19 protein-coding genes are annotated in these 19,360 nt (G+C 54.6%); 16 read left to right on the top strand and 3 right to left on the bottom strand.

Translation table 11 applies throughout. From position 1 onward, the window contains the following. Nucleotides 1–191: 191 nt before the first annotated feature. The 4 genes from MKJ04_RS21755 (at nucleotide 192) to MKJ04_RS21740 (ending at nucleotide 2,815) form a co-directional block, all read left to right on the top strand. Nucleotides 192–581, top strand: a complete 390-nt coding sequence (locus tag MKJ04_RS21755) for a hypothetical protein (protein ID WP_241644159.1) — start codon at nucleotides 192–194, stop codon at nucleotides 579–581. Between the two features lie 280 nt (nucleotides 582–861). Then, nucleotides 862–1,296, top strand: coding sequence for a hypothetical protein (locus MKJ04_RS21750; RefSeq protein WP_241644157.1), 435 nt, complete (start codon nucleotides 862–864; stop codon nucleotides 1,294–1,296). A gap of 152 nt (nucleotides 1,297–1,448) precedes the next feature. Further along, nucleotides 1,449–2,441, top strand: coding sequence for an AAA family ATPase (locus MKJ04_RS21745; protein WP_241644155.1), 993 nt, complete (start codon nucleotides 1,449–1,451; stop codon nucleotides 2,439–2,441). A gap of 191 nt (nucleotides 2,442–2,632) precedes the next feature. Then, nucleotides 2,633–2,815: a hypothetical protein gene (locus MKJ04_RS21740; RefSeq protein ID WP_241644154.1), complete on the top strand. Its 183-nt coding sequence runs from the start codon at nucleotides 2,633–2,635 to the stop codon at nucleotides 2,813–2,815. A gap of 177 nt (nucleotides 2,816–2,992) precedes the next feature. On the opposite strand, the gene MKJ04_RS21735 is transcribed toward MKJ04_RS21740, so the two are convergent. The 3 genes from MKJ04_RS21735 to MKJ04_RS21725 all read right to left on the bottom strand — a co-directional run bounded on the left by MKJ04_RS21735 (nucleotide 2,993) and on the right by MKJ04_RS21725 (nucleotide 7,861). After that, complete coding sequence (locus MKJ04_RS21735) at nucleotides 2,993–4,345, bottom strand: T9SS C-terminal target domain-containing protein (protein WP_241644153.1); 1,353 nt, start codon at nucleotides 4,343–4,345, stop codon at nucleotides 2,993–2,995. Nucleotides 4,346–4,381: 36 nt separating this feature from the next. Further along, entirely contained in the window at nucleotides 4,382–7,174 is a 2,793-nt protein-coding gene (locus MKJ04_RS21730) for a TonB-dependent receptor (protein ID WP_241644152.1), read from the bottom strand. 429 nt (nucleotides 7,175–7,603) lie between these two features. Further along, a complete protein-coding gene (locus MKJ04_RS21725) occupies nucleotides 7,604–7,861 on the bottom strand; it encodes a hypothetical protein (protein WP_241644151.1) in 258 nt (85 codons plus the stop codon). Nucleotides 7,862–7,950: 89 nt separating this feature from the next. On the opposite strand from MKJ04_RS21725, the gene MKJ04_RS21720 reads away from it, so the two are divergent. The 12 genes from MKJ04_RS21720 to ccsA all read left to right on the top strand — a co-directional run bounded on the left by MKJ04_RS21720 (nucleotide 7,951) and on the right by ccsA (nucleotide 19,357). Then, the gene (locus MKJ04_RS21720) at nucleotides 7,951–9,138 is read left to right on the top strand and encodes a porin (protein WP_241644150.1); all 1,188 of its coding nucleotides are present in this window, start codon (nucleotides 7,951–7,953) and stop codon (nucleotides 9,136–9,138) included. A 210-nt stretch (nucleotides 9,139–9,348) separates the two neighbouring features. Further along, nucleotides 9,349–10,338 (top strand): PstS family phosphate ABC transporter substrate-binding protein, encoded by a 990-nt coding sequence (locus MKJ04_RS21715; RefSeq protein WP_241644149.1) that lies wholly within the window; start codon nucleotides 9,349–9,351, stop codon nucleotides 10,336–10,338. A 79-nt stretch (nucleotides 10,339–10,417) separates the two neighbouring features. Then, complete coding sequence (gene pstC / locus MKJ04_RS21710; protein WP_241644147.1) at nucleotides 10,418–11,293, top strand: phosphate ABC transporter permease subunit PstC; 876 nt, start codon at nucleotides 10,418–10,420, stop codon at nucleotides 11,291–11,293. Beyond that, nucleotides 11,286–12,143, top strand: coding sequence for a phosphate ABC transporter permease PstA (gene pstA, locus MKJ04_RS21705; protein WP_241644146.1), 858 nt, complete (start codon nucleotides 11,286–11,288; stop codon nucleotides 12,141–12,143). Before pstC ends, pstA begins: the two co-directional genes overlap by 8 nt. An 8-nt stretch (nucleotides 12,144–12,151) precedes the next feature. Further along, nucleotides 12,152–12,916, top strand: a complete 765-nt coding sequence (pstB, locus tag MKJ04_RS21700; protein ID WP_241644144.1) for a phosphate ABC transporter ATP-binding protein PstB — start codon at nucleotides 12,152–12,154, stop codon at nucleotides 12,914–12,916. A gap of 62 nt (nucleotides 12,917–12,978) precedes the next feature. Then, nucleotides 12,979–13,656: a phosphate signaling complex protein PhoU gene (gene phoU / locus MKJ04_RS21695; protein WP_241644142.1), complete on the top strand. Its 678-nt coding sequence runs from the start codon at nucleotides 12,979–12,981 to the stop codon at nucleotides 13,654–13,656. 238 nt (nucleotides 13,657–13,894) lie between these two features. Beyond that, entirely contained in the window at nucleotides 13,895–14,536 is a 642-nt protein-coding gene (locus tag MKJ04_RS21690) for a heme exporter protein CcmB (protein ID WP_241644163.1), read from the top strand. A gap of 176 nt (nucleotides 14,537–14,712) precedes the next feature. Next, nucleotides 14,713–15,378 (top strand): cytochrome c biogenesis protein, encoded by a 666-nt coding sequence (locus MKJ04_RS21685; RefSeq protein WP_241644140.1) that lies wholly within the window; start codon nucleotides 14,713–14,715, stop codon nucleotides 15,376–15,378. After that, nucleotides 15,365–15,628 carry a CcmD family protein gene (locus MKJ04_RS21680; protein ID WP_317246737.1) on the top strand — a complete coding sequence of 88 codons (264 nt, stop codon included), beginning with the start codon at nucleotides 15,365–15,367 and terminating at the stop codon, nucleotides 15,626–15,628. The genes MKJ04_RS21685 and MKJ04_RS21680 overlap by 14 nt, the downstream gene beginning before the upstream one ends. Before the next feature lie 80 nt (nucleotides 15,629–15,708). Then, nucleotides 15,709–16,047 (top strand): hypothetical protein, encoded by a 339-nt coding sequence (locus MKJ04_RS21675; protein WP_241644138.1) that lies wholly within the window; start codon nucleotides 15,709–15,711, stop codon nucleotides 16,045–16,047. Nucleotides 16,048–16,172: 125 nt separating this feature from the next. Further along, on the top strand, nucleotides 16,173–16,598 hold the full coding sequence (locus MKJ04_RS21670; RefSeq protein ID WP_241644136.1) for a cytochrome c maturation protein CcmE: 426 nt from the start codon (nucleotides 16,173–16,175) through the stop codon (nucleotides 16,596–16,598). Nucleotides 16,599–16,750: 152 nt separating this feature from the next. Continuing rightward, nucleotides 16,751–19,357, top strand: coding sequence for a cytochrome c biogenesis protein CcsA (gene ccsA / locus MKJ04_RS21665; protein WP_241644134.1), 2,607 nt, complete (start codon nucleotides 16,751–16,753; stop codon nucleotides 19,355–19,357). The last annotated feature ends 3 nt before the right edge of the window (nucleotides 19,358–19,360 follow it).

Genomic DNA, 19,360 nt, shown 5'->3' with positions numbered 1-19,360 from the left:
TATTTTGGGCGCTGCCGATTGCTCAGTTTAAGATTGTTTAGTTTAGGTATTGGGACTTGCTAAGGAGCGACTAATTATGCAGTTGCAGGAGGCTGCACAACAGTTCCGGAACCTGAAAGTGGCTTGGTTTGTAAGCCGTTCCATCTACAGAAACTTAACCCCTAATTCACCAAAGACAACTTTTACCAGCCATGAGAGACGATTTTGAATACGAAGACGACTTCGCGCAGAACGATTTCGACGAAGAAGAGGACGATGACTTCGGAATGACATTTGAGGAGGACCTGTACCTGATGATCCGGGAGAAACTCCGCGACACCATTCAGGAATTTAAGGCTACATACCCCGCGCCCATAAAAAAGCTGGAAAACGCCATAGGCTCTTTTAAGGTGACCGCGAAAAACACCGACGACACAAAGTTTTACCCGCTGGTCGCCAAGCTCCTGTGCGAGCACATAAAGCCGCTGGCGCAGGAATACGAGGAAGTGCAGGAAATTTACGACAACATGCAAGCGGATATCACCCGCTTCAAGAACCAGCGTGCGCATGGTTTTGAGGGCGAGTTATACCTCTCTGAGTAGCACAGCACACACCATACTGACGACCGCCCATCCCGCCGCCGCAGGATGGGCGGTCGTTCACGCACCCAACTATGTATAGTACTAATTATATTTAGTGAATAGTTGCTTTAAGGCGGGTTTAGCATTACTTTAGGCTTTTACAAGAAAAAGCATGCGAAGACGAACCATGCTTGCAACCCTTTGTCAGCTTTTTGGATCTACTGAATAAGCAGATGTAACAGGCTGTGTTAGTAAACACTGCGCTTATACCTATATAAACAAACTTAATACTCCATTACTCATGGCTATCAACAAGCTGTTAGCAGGAGAACGATGCCTTATTCAGACGGTGGACAAGAAAATTGTGCTCACCACCCACCGGCTCATCAAGATCAGCTTTTCCTGGCTTTTCCCCAGAAAAGACGCTGTGATGCTGGAAGACATCGTGACCTGGGAAATCAAAGAGAGTGGCAAGGCCCTGTACCTGGGCCTGAGTATCGCCATGGCCCTCGCGGCCTGCTATAACGAGGCCCTTGTGTTGTTCAGCGGCTTTTTCCTGACCTTATACCTGATGATGCGCTACCGCAAAATCCATATCCGTACGCATGATGCGGTGCTGGTGCTCCCCCTGGATGTGGTGGACGAAAGCAGCATGAACGTTCTGATCGATACGGTGCGCGTGGCGCAGCGGGAAAGGCTGGAGCAACTCAAAAATAGCCAAACCGTGCTGGCCTAGCACCTACATATACCCCTTCACGATCGCCTTCGGGTGCGGGCGGCGGCCCGAGGTATGCCGCCGCCCGCACCCGAAGGCGATTTTGTTTGCACAATATTCTGTCCCTAATCCCGTATTATTGCTATATTTAGCGCTTTAAGGACCAACACAGCATGCCAGTAGATGAATTGATATACCCGGACAGAGTGAAAGCACATCAGCAAAAGATAAAACAAGTGCTGCATGAGGTAGGCAAAGTGGTGGTGGGCCAGACGTATATGGTGAACCGCCTCCTGATCGGCCTTTTCACAGGGGGCCATATCCTGCTGGAGGGTGTGCCCGGGCTGGCCAAAACACTCACCATCAACTCGCTCTCCAAGGCGCTGCACCTCGATTTTCAGCGCATTCAGTTTACGCCCGACCTGCTGCCCTCCGACCTCATCGGGACGATGATCTACAACCAGAACGCCTCTGCGTTTGAGGTAAAGAAAGGGCCGATCTTCGCCAACCTGATTCTGGCCGACGAGGTGAACCGCTCCCCGGCCAAGGTGCAGTCGGCGCTGCTGGAGGCCATGCAGGAGAAGCAGGTTACCATCGGCGAAACCACGTATATGCTCGACCTCCCCTTTCTGGTGCTGGCCACCCAAAACCCGGTGGAGCACGAAGGCACCTATCCGCTGCCCGAGGCGCAGGTAGACCGCTTTATGATGAAAGTGTACATCGACTACCCCAAGAAAGAGGACGAGCTCGAGATCATGCGCCGCATGGCCAACATGAGCTATATCGATACCGTCTCCAAGGTGCTGTCGAAGGAGGATATCTTCTCGATCCGAAACGAGATCAACCAGGTGCAGATTTCCGAGACGCTGGAGCGGTATATCATCGAGCTGGTGTTTGCCACCCGCCGCCCCGCCGAGTATGACCTCACGGAGTTTGCCCCCTACATCCAGTTTGGCGTGTCGCCGCGGGCCAGCATCGCCCTGAACCGTGCCGCTAAAGCGGTGGCTTACTTTGATGAGCGCGATTATGTGCTGCCCGAGGACATAAAGGAGGTGGCGCACGATGTGATGAACCACCGCATTATCCTCAACTACGAGGCCGAGGCAGACGGCATTAAAACAAAAGACTTTATCGAGGCCATCCTCCGCAAAGTACCGATCAGCTAAAGCGCCCGTGCCAGCATATAATTCATACCTGCTGCCATACCTTCCAATTTTTCTCCGCGTTGCGCCATAATCTTGCGGCCAGGCAAACCCCCATACCCTCTTCCCGTACTTTCTTCAGCCCCCATATGTGCCTGCAGCTGTGCTGCCACGGCGGGGGACTGAGTTTTCGTTCATCTTAAAAAAGAGAAATTATGCTGCGTGGGTTATTCAAGATGTTTCTGTTGAGCAAGCTAATGGGCGGGGCAGGCCGAACGGGCGGCAACGGAAAAAGAGGATGCGGCGGCATGGGCTGCCTCGGACTGATCGTCGTGCTGGTGCTGGCCTTCTTTCTTTTCCGCTCGTGCGGCACCGAGGTTCCTGTCACAGATTTCTGACGCGCGCAAGGTTGCTGGTATACCTGAACCGGCTTTGGCTATACCTCAGAAAAATGAGCATGCATCAAAAAAGCCCGCCAATCAAGGCGGGCTTTTCACAAAGCGGGAGACTAAGCCACTTTGCTAGTGATTGCCACAATGCTTCTCACCACACATGCGCAATCAGTTTTCTAGAGATTAGTAGGCACTGTTCTGCGGGTTAAAGTTCGTCCATCCTGCAGTCCAGTCGGTCGCGCCGAAGGCTCCGATGTAGTCTACCTGGTTGAAGAAGCTGTCCATACCTGTAAAGCTGGGCGTGATGGAGGTGCTGGCCTGCGTGAAAGAAGGCGTGGCACTGTAGGCACCGCCGATGTTCAGGGTCCCGGCATCGTCTACCACCGCGTTGTTGTTTGCGGCCGCGTTAAACCAGCCTGCCACGTCATAGGTGCCGTCTTTCTCCACGGTCAGCGCCTTGCCCGAAGGTATACCTGCAATTACCGTGTTCTGGATCTTCATGTCGCCAGCGGTTGCGTTGGCCTGTGTTGGCGCACCGTCCAGCAGCAAACCTGTCGGCCAGCCTACTACGATGGCGTTGTGCAGCTTTGTCTGGTTGTTGCGGCGGATGTGCAGCCCGCGCTTGAAGTTGGCATTTACCTGTGCTGCCGGGTTGGTGCCCAGCGGACCGAACAGCGTCACGTTGGAATAGGTAGGGGCTGTGATGGGGGTTGCGCCCGAGCCCTGCGAGTCGTTGTCAGACTCAAAGCCGTTGGAGCCAGAGGCGTCCGCCACGTTCGGGTCAGCGATACCCACAAGGTACTGCAGCTTTCCGGAGTAGCCGTTGTCTGTGTCGAACATGTCGTCCACGGTTTTGTAAGCGATCAGGTGCCGGGCATTCACGGTGCCTCCGAACCACTCAAAAGAGTCGTCGCCGCTGTAAGACACCTGCACATAGTCGATGGTGGTGCCCGAGCCTACGCCGCCCAGCGTCAGGCCGTTGATCTCGTTGTCGGGCTGAAAGGCGATGCCCGGGTACTCGATGCGCACATACTGCAGCGTGCCGGAGTTGTCGGCAGCGTCGGAGCCACCGTACTCTCTGTCTACGCCGCCCTCTATTTTGGCGCCACTGCCCAGGTTAACCGGTGCGTTCCCGAGGATGATGATCCCGCCCCAGTCGCCAGCGGCCCGTGAGCCAGCCGGCTGCGCCGAGGTGAACACGATGGGCTTAGAGGCCGTGCCCTGCGCCATAATTTTTCCGCCGCGCTCGATGATGAGCGTTCCCTTGGTTGATTTCTCCCCCATAATCACAGTGCCTGGCTCAATGGTCAGGGTAGCGCCCTCCTTTACATACACAAAGCCTCTGAGCAGGTATTTCGTGCTTGCGCTCAGCGTAAAATTCTCTTCCGTAGCGCCGGAGATAACCGTCATGCCATTTGCTTGCTCAGTTGTGAACTGCTCCCCGTTTATCGCGGGCGTGTCTGTGCTTTTGTCGTCACAGGCCATAAAGGACACCGTTAGAAAGGCAACCAGTAACAGGTTAAATAACTTTTTCATAAGTATTGGTTAATAAGTGTTTGGTTTTTCGGTTTGTTAAAAGGTATAGGTCATACCCACAGTAGCGTACTGGCCTTTTCTGAATGACCTGAAAGACTCGTCTACCGTGGTGATTTTGCTATCGTCGTTAGAGTCCTGGATCAGGCGCGTCTTTTGGTTCAGGATATCCTGGATACCGGCCTTCAGCTCGAAATGCTCCCCGATGCCCTTGGTCAGCGACAGGTCGATCTGGTGGCGCGGCATCTCGTAGATGGCCTGGCGCAGGTTGCTGCCCGCCGCGAAGATGCGCGTCCCGATCACATTGTACAGCACATTGAACTGCAACTGCCGGTCCTCATCCTGGTAGTATACCCCGGTGTTCACCACGTATGGGGACTGGCCCACCATCTGGCGCAGCCCGGGTTGGTAACGGGCGCGGTTATCGGTCAGGGTCACTTCGCTTTTCACCAGGGCGGCATTCAGCACCAGCGTCAGGTTCTGCACAAACCGCGACTCCGACATATCCAGTAGCGATTTGCGCACCTCCGCCTCCAGGCCATAGCTGTAAGCGTTTTTGGCGTTCTCGAAGGTAATGGTGTTTCCGCCGCTGGTGTTCTCGAACACCGTTTCGATCGGCTTGTTGAAGTACTTGTAAAAGGCTCCGATAGAAAGCAATTCGGTTGGGTTCGGGTAAAACTCGTAGCGCATGTCGCTGTTGTAGATCGTGGCCACCTCCAAGTCTGGGTTCCCTACCACTTCCAGCAGGTTCACAAAGTCGAAGTAAGGGGCTGGCGCAACCTCCCGGAACTCCGGGCGGTTCACGCTGATGCTGCCACCGGCGCGCAGCATGGAGCGCGGTGTAAAGGCATACGTCAGGTTAGCGGAAGGCAGCACACTCAGCACCGGGTTGGCTATGTACAGGGGTCGGCTGTCGAAGCCCATTGACTCCAGCTGTTGGTTGTTATACTCTACCCGCACGCCTCCGGAAGCAGACAGGGCTGCGGTGATCGGGGCAGCGCCGCCCACAAAACCGGCCAGGTATGTATTGCTGGCGCTGTAGTTGTTTTGCGGGTTAGAGTCTTCCAGCAGTTTCCAGCCAGTGGTGTTGTTGATGTTTTCAGAGGCGAATACCTGCCCGATCGGCAGATACGGGATGTTGGCATCGAACATGGAACTGTTAGCCGGTGCAAAAGAGAAGAAGCGCGAGGTATAGTCACGGTTTTTGCGCGCCGCGTAGAAGCCGGCCCTGAGCTTTGGTGCGTTCTCAGCTGCGGAGTCAGCCGTTTCGAAGCGGTGCTCAACCTGTCCGCTCGCCATGAGGCCGTGCTCGTTCAGGTCGGAGTAAAAACGCCCCGCGTCGCGGAGTGTCGGGATGGGCTGGTACAGCAGCCTGTAGTTGCCGTCGTTCTCGTCATCGACGGTGCGGAAGCGGCGGTAGTCCGGTTCGTTGCGGTTGGTATAGGTATACCCTCCGGTCCAGGTAGCGGTCGTGTTATTGTCGTCGAAATCGTGCGTGCCCTGTAGCTGCCCTGCGTAGATGGTGCGGCTCTCGTAACGCAGCGAGTAGTTCTTCTGCCGCTGCGCGCCATTGGTGTAATCTATACCCTCTCGCGCCAGCACCTCGTTGCTGCCTAGCTGGTTGAAAAGGTTCCGGAATTCGATCTTGTTGTCGTTGTTCAGGCGGGCTGACCAGTTGCTGATCACACCTACCCGCACATTGTTGGTATATACCTTGTCGTTGTAGCTGAGCTGCTGCTCACTCCTGCCAAGCGCGTTGTTGAATTCCCCGTAAGCGTTCCGGGTACCTTCGGTGGCAGACTGCGTGTTGCTGTAAGATGCGGCCGACACCGTGCTTATGCGGAGCGGGCCCAGATCGAAACGACGGTTGAGCCCCAGCGACATGCGCAGGTCCGGGGTGGCCGTGATGGACTGCGGAGCCCAGTTATTGGGAAACAGCTGGCCTTTTTGCGGCACCTCACCCTGGGCAGTGGCATGCGCAGCCAAACCGGCCGGAATCTGGCGCTTGCCGCTGTCGAAGCCCAGCAAGTCGGTTCTGCTCCTGGCATCCGCCAGTCCGCTGTTGAAGGTGGCACCAGCGCGGTATGAGCCCGACACGCCAATGCTTGTCTTGTCTTCGCTGACCACGTTCTTGGTATAAATTCTGATCACGCCGCCGCCAAACTCGCCCGGCAGCTCCGGCGAGCCGTTTTTATAGATCATGATGCGGTCTATCACACTGGTTGGCAGAATATCGAAAGAGAAGGCTTTCTGGTCTGGCTCGGTGCTTGGGGTGAGGGCATCGTTGAGCAGCACCGTGTTGTAGCGCTGGCCCATACCCCGGATCACCACGTACCTATCGTTCAGGATCGTGACACCCGGTATGCGCTTCACGGTTTCGGCGGCGTCGCGGTCCATCGACTTGGCAATCTGCTCACCGGCCACGCCGCTTACCACCACCTCGCTCCTGCGCATGGTTTCCAGCACGGCCAGCTCGGTGTTGGTCTGGCGCGTGCCTACAATCTCTACTGTCTGGATCTGGGTGGTGTTCTCCTCAAGCTGCACGTTCACAGTGGTTGGCTGGCTTCCGCTTACCTGCACCCCTGTCCGCTCAAAAGGCTTGTAAGACAAGAAGGTAACCGAGATGGTGTGCGCCCCGGTCTCGAGGGGCAGCACATAGTTGCCCTCGTAGTCGGTGGTGGTGCCTTTGGATGTTCCTTTGATAAAGACCACGGCCCCGATAATCTCCTCGCCGGTTACTTTATCCGTAACCTTGCCCTTAATGGCACCCTGCTGCGCAAAGCTATACATGGTGGTGGCCAGGATGGTGAGAATTGTTCCTAATGCTTTCATGGAAGTACTGTTAATTAGTCTCGCTGCAAAAGTACAGCGGCCACTTTAAGCCAGCTTTACCCCCCGGTTATGCTTCTGTTAAGGAACAGGCACGTGTGTTAAGTGTGGGTTATTGGTATGTTAAGGCAGGTTTACCGGCACTTTACCGAAATGTGAATGCAACGTTAACTTGGTAATATCGCGGTGATATCAAGATTTGAAACTCCTTGTTTCATAGCCTGCTTTGCGCTCCACGCCCGCTGGGGCGCGTTTTCCCGCTCGGCACTGTGTACATTTCCTGCCTAACGGCTGCCACTGACGTGGCACCGGAAATATACAAGGCGCCTCCCGGAAAAACTGGGAATTATTTTGCCCCGATCTAGCTAAACTATACTTTCCCAAACCAGAAAACTTATTTGAAAGCAGGTTAACTTGCTGCTATTATCGAGTTCACGTTAAATCCAGGTAATTTTCCTGCTGGAATATATAAGGTGTCACTTCACTCACTCCCAGACCGGCCAACGAGACGCGCATTGGCTGTCTGCCCCTGGCGGGATGCACCCATCCGGCGCTGCTTCCTGACCAGCCTTCAGGAATGTTAACATTAACATAATATTGGCATAACAAGCCGATAACAGGAAAGCGGTTACTTTGCAGCGCAGTTCCGGGAAGCCAGCCAGTGCTACCGGCCACCAGAACTGAAGCCATAGGATGTATGGCTGAAAACCCGCAGGCCTGACTAGCCTGCGAAACAGCACTGTAGATTCGATTTATTCTCACCAAAACCATTAACACTCGTGAACACCAAATTAAAAGGCGCGGTACTCGCGCTCTTCTCTCTGTTCATCCTGGGAACTGCTGAGGCGCAAAGCATCAACAATTCTAAGCTCGGCAAAGGCCTGCAGTTTGTGGCCGCCGACTCCTCTTTCAGCCTAAAGTTTGGCACCCGCTTTCAGATGCTATACCAGGGAGGCATCAATAACTCAACCAACCAGCTCGACGACCGCTTCCTGATCCGCAGGGCACGCCTGAAGTTCGAGGGCTTCGCCTATTCCCCTAAGCTGGAGTATAAAATAGAGCTCGGCCTGAGCAACAGCGACATCGGCAGCGACATCCCCTCGATGACTAACAATGCCGACAACATCATTTTAGACGCCGTGGCCAAATGGAACTTCTCTCCGGGCTGGGAGCTGTGGGTGGGCCAGACCAAGCTGCCGGGCAACCGCGAGCGGATTATCTCCTCGCAGAAAATGCAGTTCGTAGACCGAAGCCTCCTGAACTCACGCTTTAACATCGACCGCGACGCCGGTCTGCAGCTGCACCACGAGCATGCGTTTGGCAATGTGATCGTTCGGGAGATCGGCTCCATCTCGATGGGCGAGGGCCGTGACATCACCGTGAACAACGCCGGGGGGTATGACTATACCGCCAAGGTAGAGGTGTTCCCGCTGGGTGCGTTTCAGAGCGACGGCGCGTACGTGGGCAGTGATATTTCCCGCGAGCAAACCCCAAAGCTGGCCATCGCGGCTGCTTATGACTTCAACGACAACGCTGCGCGTTCCAGAGGCCAGCTTGGCAGCTTCCTGAGCGACGAGCGCGACCTGGGCACCCTCTTTGTGGACGCCATGTTTAAGTACAGAGGCTTCTCGGCAATGGCCGAGTATGCCAACAGCACAGCCCATAGTGGTGGCCCCGTGGTGTCCAGAACTGACGCTGGCAAGGTGAATGAAACCTTCGTGACGGGCAACGCCTTCAACATCCAGGGCGGGTATCTCTTCCCTACAAACTGGGAAGTGGCAGGCCGCTATACCACCTATAACCCGGCGGCAGTCACAAGCCTGTCTTCGCAGGAGCAGTATACCCTGGGCCTGTCTAAGTACATTGTGGGCCACAGCCTGAAAGTGCAGAGCGACGTGACCTTGCAGGACCAGCCGGGCCGCGAGAACAGCTACCAGTTCCGCCTGCAGATGGAAGTGGCCCTCTAACCCTCCTCAAAACTTAACAATAAGGTAACATTGCGCCGCGAAAAGTCTGCCAGGTTATCACTCTCTTTGCAGGCCCGAAAGCAGGGACAAAATCGGCACAAAGGATAGTTTCTATAACTACTTGAGAAGCATACAAGTATACTAGCAACAGCTTTTTGCAGATGCAGAAGCCATTACAAAACAACCATACAACCAAACCAACTCTAGCTTATGTTAAATTTTAAGCTTTCTACTAAATTGAATGTAGCAGTGCTGATAGGCGCCACCATGATGTTCAGCGCATGTGGCGGAGGCTCAGAAGAGGGTTCCGGCAGCGGGTCTGACCTGAGCGGCAGCATCCAGATCGACGGTTCCTCTACGGTATACCCGATCACAGAGGCAGTAGCCGAGGAGTTTCGCTCAGAGGCCCCGGATGTAAGAGTAACAGTGGGCGTATCCGGCACTGGCGGGGGTATGAAGAAGTTTACCCGCGGCGAAATCGACATCGTGGACGCCTCCCGACCGATGAAGCCAGCGGAAGCCGAGCTTGCCAAGGAACACGGCATTACGTTTTCCGAGCTTAAAGTAGCCTACGACGGCCTTACTGTGGTGATCAACCCAGAAAACACCTGGGTAAAGGACATCACGACTGAAGAGTTGAAAAAGATATGGGAGCCCGCGGCACAGGGCACGCTCAAGCGCTGGAACCAGATCCGCTCGGAGTGGCCAAACGAGGAGATCCACTTGTATGGCCCAGGCGTAGAGTCTGGCACGTATGACTACTTCACGGAGGCTGTTGTGGGCGAAAGCGGCGCAAGCCGTGGCGACTACACGGCCAGCGAAGACGACAACGTGTTGGTGCAGGGCGTGGCTACCGACATCAATGCCCTCGGTTTCTTTGGGTTTGCCTATTACGAGGAAAACCAGAACAAGCTAAAAGTCGTGCCCGTGGATGACCTGAACGACAGCAACGGAAAAGGCGCTATCACGCCTTCGCTGGAGACGGTAAAAGACGGTTCGTACGCCCCCCTTTCCCGCCCGCTGTTTATCTATGTCAACTCAAAGGCCACGGCTTCCCCTGCTGCTGTGGAGTTTGTGAACTTCTACCTCGACAATGCCGCCGAGCTTAGCCAGGAGGTAGGGTACATTCCGCTTCCTGCCGAGATGTACAAAGAGCAAAAGCAGAAGTTTGAGCAGTTTGTGAAGAGCGCTCAGAAATAATCTCTAATTATTTGATATTTTTACGGAGATAACGGCTGAAGTACGGCCGTTATCTCCGTGTTTATAAACGAAAAGCGCCTTGAGAGTATCCGAGAAAATTATCGAGGGCTTGTTGTGGCTGGCAGCCGTCATCACCATACTCATTACAGCCGGCATTATTTGGGTGCTGCTTTCTGAGTCTATCAGCTTCTTTCAGGTAGTCCCGCTTGTTGATTTCCTGACCGAGAAAGAGTGGACGCCCCTTTTTGCCGATAAAAAATTCGGTATCGCACCGCTTGTGGCGGGCACCCTGCTCACAACGGCTGTTGCCATTTCGGTCGCGCTCCCGATCGGGCTTACCATTGCCGTATACCTGAACGAGTATGCCCACGCCCGCTTGAAGCAGGTCGTAAAGCCCCTGCTGGAGGTACTGGCCACTATCCCGACAGTAGTGTATGGCTTCTTCGCCCTGACAGTGGTCACGCCGTTTCTCCAGGGGTTTATACCTGATTTGGCTGGCTTCAACGCCCTGTCGGCGGGTATCGTGATGGGCATCATGATCATACCGATGATCTCTTCCCTGAGTGAGGACGCCATTAGTGCTGTGCCACGCTCGCTGCGCGAAGCCGCTTATGGCATGGGTTCCACCCGCCTGCAAACCTCATTCGGTGTGATGGTTCCGGCAGCTTCGTCAGGCATCGTGGTGTCTGTTATCCTGGCTATCTCCAGGGCGGTGGGCGAGACGATGATCGTGGCCATTGCGGCAGGTCAGCAGCCCCGCCTCACGCTCAACCCGCTGGTTCCCATCGAGACTATCACCACCTACATTGTGCAGGTGAGTCTGGGCGACGTGCCGCGCGGATCATTGGAGTACAAAACAATTTTTGCAGCGGGTATCACGCTCTTTATTTTTACATTCGCGCTGAATAACCTCAGCTTCTGGATCAAAAAGAAATACCAGGAAAAGTATGACTAATTCAGAAAAAAACAGGCTCAAGGACAAAGCCTTCCAGGTTTTCGGCGTCTTTTGCACTTTTATCGGCCTGGTGGTGCTGGCTGTTTTCCTGTTCGACATTATACTGGAAGGCGCCCGCCGCATCGACTGGGACTTTCTGGTAAGCCTGCCCTCACGCCGTGCCGCCCGCGCCGGAATCCTTACCGCCTGGGTAGGTACGCTCTGGATTCTGGTGCTCACTACCATCATCGCGTTTCCGTTGGGCGTAGCCGCAGGCGTTTACCTGGAGGAGTATGCCAGGAAAAGCAAAATGGCTAACTTTCTGGAGATAAACATTGCCAACCTGGCCGGTGTGCCCTCTATCATCTATGGTTTGCTGGGCCTCGAGATTTTTGTGCGCCAGATGAACCTGGGAGGCAGTTTGCTGGCCGGCGCGCTTACGCTGTCGCTCCTGATCCTGCCCATCATCATTGTGACCACCCGCGAGGCCATCAAGTCGGTGCCCCGCAGCGTGCGCGACGGCTCTTATGCCCTGGGTGCCTCGAAGTGGCAAACGGTATGGAACCAGGTGCTGCCGGCGTCGTTCGGCGGTATCCTCACAGGCATTATCCTGGCTTTGTCGCGGGCAGTGGGCGAAGCCGCCCCGCTTATCGTGATCGGGGCGCTGGCCTACGTGCCGTTTACGCCTTCATCGCCCCTGGATGAGTTTACCGTGCTGCCGATCCAGATCTTTAACTGGACCTCCAGGCCACAGGCCGAGTTCCAGACCAACGCGGCGGCGGCCATTATTGTATTGTTAATCATTACCTTCATGCTGAACGGCATTGCCGTGTACCTGCGCAACAGGCAGCAGAAAAAAATAAAGTGGTAAGACGACCCATGAGCAGAAAACACAATAAACTGGAGGCGATAAACCTCGATGCCTACTACGGCGACTTTCATGCGCTCAAAGGCATCAACATTGCCATGGAAGAGAAGAATGTCACGGCTTTTATCGGCCCGTCGGGCTGCGGGAAGTCTACGTTTCTGCGCACCTTCAACCGCATGAACGACTACATCGATGGCTTCCGGACGGAAGGTGACATTCTGCTGGATGGCAAGGATATTTATACCAAGGAGGTACGCGTAGACGAGCTTCGGAAAGAAGTAGGGATGGTGTTCCAGAAACCTAACCCCTTCCCCAAGACGATCTTCGAAAATGTGGTATATGGTTTGAAGATACAGGGCATCAGCAAAAAAGCGGTGCTGGAAGAAGCCGCCGAGAAATCGTTGAAGCGCGCCGCCCTCTGGAACGAGGTAAAAGACAACCTCAACAAGTCGGCCCTGGCCCTTTCGGGCGGTCAGCAGCAGCGCCTTTGCATTGCCCGGGCACTGGCGATCTCCCCTTCTGTGCTGCTGATGGACGAACCGGCCTCTGCCCTCGACCCGCTTTCTACCGCCAAGATAGAGGAACTGATCTATGAGCTGAAGAATGACTATACCATCGTGATCGTGACGCACAACATGCAGCAGGCAGGGCGCGTGAGCGACAACACGGCCTTCTTTTACATGGGCGAGCTGGTGGAATATTCTAAAACAAAGACCATGTTCACTAGTCCGCAGGACACGCGTACACAGAACTATATTACAGGTCGTTTTGGTTGAGTTTATACCACCCTGCTTGCAAAACGATTAAATGATCATTATCCAATCAGAATAGACACAAGATGCCTCATATAGACGTAGAGTTAGAAAAGCTGAAGAAAAAGCTGCTGGAGATGTGGGACCTGGTAGAGTACCAACTGCACAGTGGTCGGGAGGCCATGCTGAAAGCCGACCAGGTGATGGCTGAGCAGATCATCAAGCGCGACCGAAAGGTAAACCAGTTTGACGTGAAGATCGACCGCATGTGCGAGAACTTCTTCGCGCTGTTTACGCCCGTGGCCGTTGACCTGCGCATGGTGCTGGCCGTGCTCAAAATCAACGCGAACCTCGAGCGCATCGGAGACACGGCGGAAGGAATCGCGCGCTTCGCCAAGAAGCTGGACGCCCCCGTAAACGAGGACCTGCTGGAGATGACAAGCCTGCTCCCGATGTATGAGGAGGCCATGTCGATGCTTAACGATTGCCGCATCGCCTTCAAAACCAACGACCCGGTGCTGGCGAAAACCCTGATCAAGCGCGATAAGGGGCTGGACAAGATCTACCGCAAGTCAGACCGCATTGTGACCAAGTATATGGCCGCCCACCCCGAGAAAATCTCCGAGGCGCTGGCCGTCCTCTCCATCATCAAAAAAGTAGAGCGCGTGGGCGACCAGGTAACCAACATTGCCGAGGAGATCATCTTCTACCGCGACGCGAAAGTGGTGAAGCACAAGCAAGACAAGAAAAAAAAGAAGGATTAAGCGAAAGTATAGCTTGACGAATGGCTTGATCGTTTGGATCAGCGAACGCATACAGAAAGCACGGGCCAAGCAGGTTCGTGCTTTCTCTTTTACTGCCACACGCACCGGCACGATGCGAATAGTCAACAATTCAACCATTCAGCAATTCAACCATACAGCAATTAGCAACCTAAAAATTTGCGCCTTACCTTTGCGGTAAACTCAAAAAGCGGTGCTGTTCAAAGAGATTTTATACCTGATCCAGAAGGACCTGGTGCTGGAGTGGCGGCAGAAGTACGCCTTTAACGGCATGTTGCTCTATGTCAGCAGCACGGTGTTTGTCTGCTACCTCAGTTTCGGGCTGCGCTCCAACGTCCTCACGGTGCCGGTATGGAACGCCGTGCTCTGGATCATCCTGCTGTTCACGTCGGTAAATGCCATTGCCAAGAGCTTTATGCAGGAAAGCCGGGGGCGGCTGCTTTACTTCTACTCCATCGTGAGTCCGCAGGGCGTGATACTGGCCAAGATCATCTACAACGCCATGCTCATGCTGGTGCTGGCCGTCATCTGCTTTCTGTTTTATGCGCTCGTGCTGGGCAACCCGGTGCAGGACGTGCCCATGTTCCTGCTCTCCATCCTGCTGGGCGCCATTGGCTTTTCCACCTCCCTCACCATGATCTCGGGCATCGCCGCCAAGGCCGCTAACAGCAGCACCCTGATGGCCGTGCTCAGCTTCCCAGTGATTGTGCCAATGCTGCTGATGCTGATCAGGATGTCGAAAAACGCCCTGGACGGCCTCGACCGGAGCACCAGCCTCGACGAACTGCTTACCCTGCTTGCCATAAACATGATCGTGGTCACTGTATCTTATATTTTGTTCCCGTACCTTTGGCGTTCATGATCTTATGGGACATAAGACCCAAGATTTTAGACTTCGGGCTTATCAAGTATAGAGAAGAGAAAAAATGATAGCTGTACAAAAGCGATTAATAAATCTAAACTAAGAACCAGAACAGGAGTGTATCTGTTTTTCATAAAAGTCTAACGTCCTGTGTCTTGCGCCCAACTAATAGCTATATGAAGAAACACTGGTGGAAAATACTGGCTGTGCTGCTACTGGTTTTTACCGTAGTGGCCGGTATGCTGTCGGAGGTGCCGCGCCTGCCGATCCTCAATGAGACGATCCGCAACCTTTACTTCCACGTGCCCATGTGGTTTGGCATGATCCTGATTCTGCTGGTATCGTTCGTTTACTCCATCAAATACCTCAAAACCCCAACCACCCGCAACGACATCATCGCCGCGGAGGCGGCCAAAGTGGGCATCCTGTTCGGTGTGCTGGGCATTATCACGGGTATGGAGTGGGCCAAGTTCACGTGGGGCGATTACTGGAGCAACGACCCGAAGCAGAACGCCTCGGCCATCGGCTTGCTGATTTACTTCGCGTACCTCGTGCTGCGCAGCTCCTTTAACGAGCAGCAGCAGCGCGCCCGCATCAGCGCGGTATACAACATCTTCGCGTTTGCGGCGCTTATACCCCTGCTGTTCATCCTGCCGCGCCTCACCGACTCGCTGCACCCCGGCAACGGCGGCAACCCCGGCTTTAACTCCTACGACCTCGATAACCGTTTGCGCGCCGTGTTTTACCCCGCCGTGATCGGCTGGACGCTGCTCGGCGTCTGGATCGTGAACATCAAATCAAGATTGGAATTACTGAAACAACGCTTATATGAAACTGTTTAGAATACTGGCGCTATGGTGCTTTATACTCTTCGCGACGGCAGGCATACAGCAGGTGCAGGCCCAAAATGCCGCAACACCTGCCCAACCTGACGTTGAAATGGCGGACACCCTGCGCCAGGACGGGAAAATATACGTGGTGGTAGTGGTGCTGCTCACGGTGCTAGGAGGCGTGCTGGTGTACCTCATCTCGCTGGACCGCAAGGTGAGCAAGCTCGAGAAACAGCTGAAGGACGACCTCGTGAACCGCTAGCCGTTATTGCCCTTCGTGGCCGTGGCCAAAGGCCGGGATTTTCCGTAACACGTATTCAACCATAAATGACTATAAACTGAATGAGTGTTTACTTAAATCCCAAGCTATACGTTTCCCTTTGCCCTTTGGACCATGTGAAACCCCACCCGATTGACGATGGCCACTTTGACCCAGCCTATGCTTACAAAGTGCTGGGCGTGTACAATGCCAGCGAGTCGTCGGAGTGTTTTTTTATACTGAGCAATACCGAAAACCAGATTTGGTTTATCTCGCAGCGACACCTGCGGGCGCATAAGCTTCTGGACTCGGATGAGTTTTACCTGAAGCTTCAGGTAAAGGAAGAGGAAACCACTGTGGAAGCAGGCACATCTCCCACACAGACGATGTTTGTGAACGGAAACACAGGAGGCATGTTCTAGCTTCCTGCATTACCCCGGTGGTGTGTGCCTTGTCCGAAGCAGTTAATTTTGCCCGCCGCCATGGATTTATATTCAGCCATGGCGTGTTAGGCTACAGATAAAGGATTTTACACTTTAACAGACAGATGAAAAAGTCACACATCATCGGGATTATCATCATTGCGCTGGCCATCGGCATCATCATGTCGTCGGTGGGCGACGCCAGCACGTATGTTTCTTTCGGCGAGGCCATTGAGCGCGCTGAAGAGGGAAACACCACCAAAGTACACGTGGTGGGCCGCCTCAAGAAAGACGCCCAGGGCCACATCATCAACATGAGCTACGACCCGCTCATCGACCCCAACTATTTCGCCTTCACCCTGATCGACACCAACCGTGTGGAGCAGCGCGTGGTCTACTACAACCCCAAGCCTCAGGACTTTGAGCGCTCAGAGCAGATCGTGATCACGGGCAGCATGAAGCAGGACGTGTTTGTGGCAGACAAAATCCTGCTCAAGTGCCCGTCCAAGTACGTCGAGAAAGAAATCCAGACCACCACTGCAGGCCTTTAGTTTAGTTAGAAAGTTAAAAGGTTAGCAAGTTAGAGAGTCGGGTGCCAGACGAGAATAACGTCCTTACCCAGCATCAAAACATACGCTCCTTAACTTACTGCCTCTTAAACACTTTCTAACTTCTTAAATTTCTAACTTTTTAATTATCAGAAATGATTAATACGCTGATCGGGGATATTGGCCATGCCAGTGTGATTGTTGCTTTTGTAGCGGCCATAGTATCCTCTTACGCTTATTTCATGGCTTCGCGCGCCAAGGTAGAGGCTGCCGGCGACGATAGCTGGCGCAAGCTGGCTCGCGGCGCTTTTTACGTGCACGCAGCCGGTGTGCTGATGGTGGTGTTCAGTCTATTTAACATCATTTACGCGCACCGCTACGAGTATTATTACGCCTGGAGCCATTCCTCCAACCACCTGCCGGTGCATTACATGATCTCCTGCTTCTGGGAGGGCCAGGAAGGCTCGTTCCTGCTCTGGATCTTCTGGCATGTGGTGCTGGGCGTGGTGCTGATGAATAGCGGCAAGAAAAACAAGGTATGGGAAGCCCCCGTGATGGCGATGTTCTCGTTTGTGCAGCTCTTCCTCACCTCCATGATTCTGGGCATCGTGATCGGCGACCTGAAGATCGGTTCCTCTCCCTTTATCCTGATGCGCGACTTTATGGCCGACGCCCCGGTGTTTGCCATGGACCCTGACTTTGTGCCCAAAGACGGCACTGGCCTGAACCCGCTGCTGCAGAACTACTGGATGGTGATCCATCCGCCTACCCTGTTCCTGGGCTTTGCCGCCATGCTGGTGCCGTTTGCCTTTGCCATGGCCGGCCTCTGGAAAGGCAAGTTTGTTGAGTGGGTGAAACCCGCCTTGCCCTGGTCTCATTTTGCGGCCGTGGTATTGGGTGTGGGCATCGTGATGGGCGCTTACTGGGCCTACGAAACCCTGAACTTCGGCGGCTACTGGAACTGGGACCCGGTGGAGAACGCCGTATACATCCCGTGGCTGGTGCTGATAGGTGCCATCCATACCATGATTGCATACCGCCGCAGCAAGCAGGGCCTGACCGCCTCTTTCATACTGGTTATCTCCTCGTTCCTGCTTATCCTCTACGCCACGTTCCTGACGCGGAGTGGCATTCTGGGCAACGCCTCGGTGCACTCCTTCACCGACCTGGGCCTGTCGGGTCAGTTGTTCACCTACCTGGCGGTGTTCGCCGTGCTGGCTATTGGCCTTTTGGTATACCGCTGGAAGCACATCCCGGCAACCGAGAAAGAGCTATCGACCTACAATGCCGAGTTCTGGGTGTTTATCGGCGCAGCCGTGCTTTGCCTGGCTGGCTTCCAGGTGTTGGCCACCACGTCCATACCGGTATACAACGCCTTCCTGGGCTTTATTGGCATAGAGTCTAACGCGGCCCTACCGGCCGACCAGATTGCGCACTATACCAAGTTCCAGCTGTGGGCTGGCGTGGCGGTGGCGGTGCTGTCGGGTGTGGGGCAGCTGCTGTGGTGGAGCAAGGGAGAGAAGAACAAAAGCACCTTTCTCGATGCGATCATGCTGCCGGGTATGCTCACGCTTCTGTTCGCCAGCCTAATTATCGTGCTGTCGAAGCTGGGCGTGCTTTCCGAAACGATCAACAACCCGGTATACATCACGCTGCTGGTGGCTGCCCTGTTCTCGGTGTTCGCCAACCTGAGCATCATCCTGAGCCTGCTGCACAAGAAAGTAACGCTGTCAGGCGGCGCGGTATCGCACATCGGTATAGCCCTGATGCTGATCGGCATCCTGTTCTCGTCGGGCTATTCCAACATCATCTCCCAGAACACCTCCGGCATGGTATACTCCCGCGAGTTTGACGATGAGATAAACCGCGACAACGTGCTGCTGTGGCGCAACGGCCCGGTAGAGATGGACAAGTATACCGTGAGCTACCACGGCCAGTACCAGGAGGTAAAAGACGTGCCGGAGTACGTAAACCGCGAGCTCCTCTTCCCGACCAATGACGAATACAAAGCCATTGCGCGCGGCGACATTAAAGTGGGCGACAAAGTATACTTCCATACCGGCGACACGCTGGACCTGGAGTCTCCGGAGAACACCTATTACCAGGTGCAGTACAAAGAGCGCGAGAGCGGCAAGTCGTTCATTCTATACCCCCGGGCGCAGGTAAACCCGAACATGGGCCTGCTGGCCTCGCCGGACATCAAGCACTTTGCCAACAAAGACCTGTACTCGCACGTGTCCTCGGTGCCGGACCCGAATGAGGAGAAGGACTGGGGCGACCTGCAGGAGTATGAGGTGAGCGCCGGCGACACCATCATCTTGAATGACTACGTGGCTGTGTTCAACGGCATCGAGCGCATCGACAAGGTGCCGGGCGTGCCGCTGGCAGAAGGCGACGTGGCCGTGCAGGCGGACATGAAGATTATGGGTGAGGAGAAGAATTACCATGCCCACCCCGTGCTCATGATCCGGAACCAGATGCTGGGCCGCGTGCCGGAGGAAGTGGCCGACCTTGGTCTGCGCATCACCTTCCTGAACATTGACACCGAGAACAACCGCTTTAAGATTGGCGTGAACGCCACGCAGAAAGACTACATTATCCTGAAAGCGATTGAGAAGCCTTTCGTGAACCTGCTCTGGATCGGCACGATTGTGATGGCAATCGGGTTTGTGATGGCTATTCTGCGCCGTAACAAGGAAAACGGAGGGCCAAACAAGCCAGCCGCTGCCCCAAGGCAATCCAGGAAGGCGCAGACAGCTTAAGTA

It is taken from the genome of Pontibacter sp. E15-1, assembly GCF_022601975.1.
In the GTDB taxonomy this organism is placed as follows: Bacteria; Bacteroidota; Bacteroidia; order Cytophagales; family Hymenobacteraceae; genus Pontibacter.
This window is presented reverse-complemented; position numbering and strand designations above follow the sequence as displayed.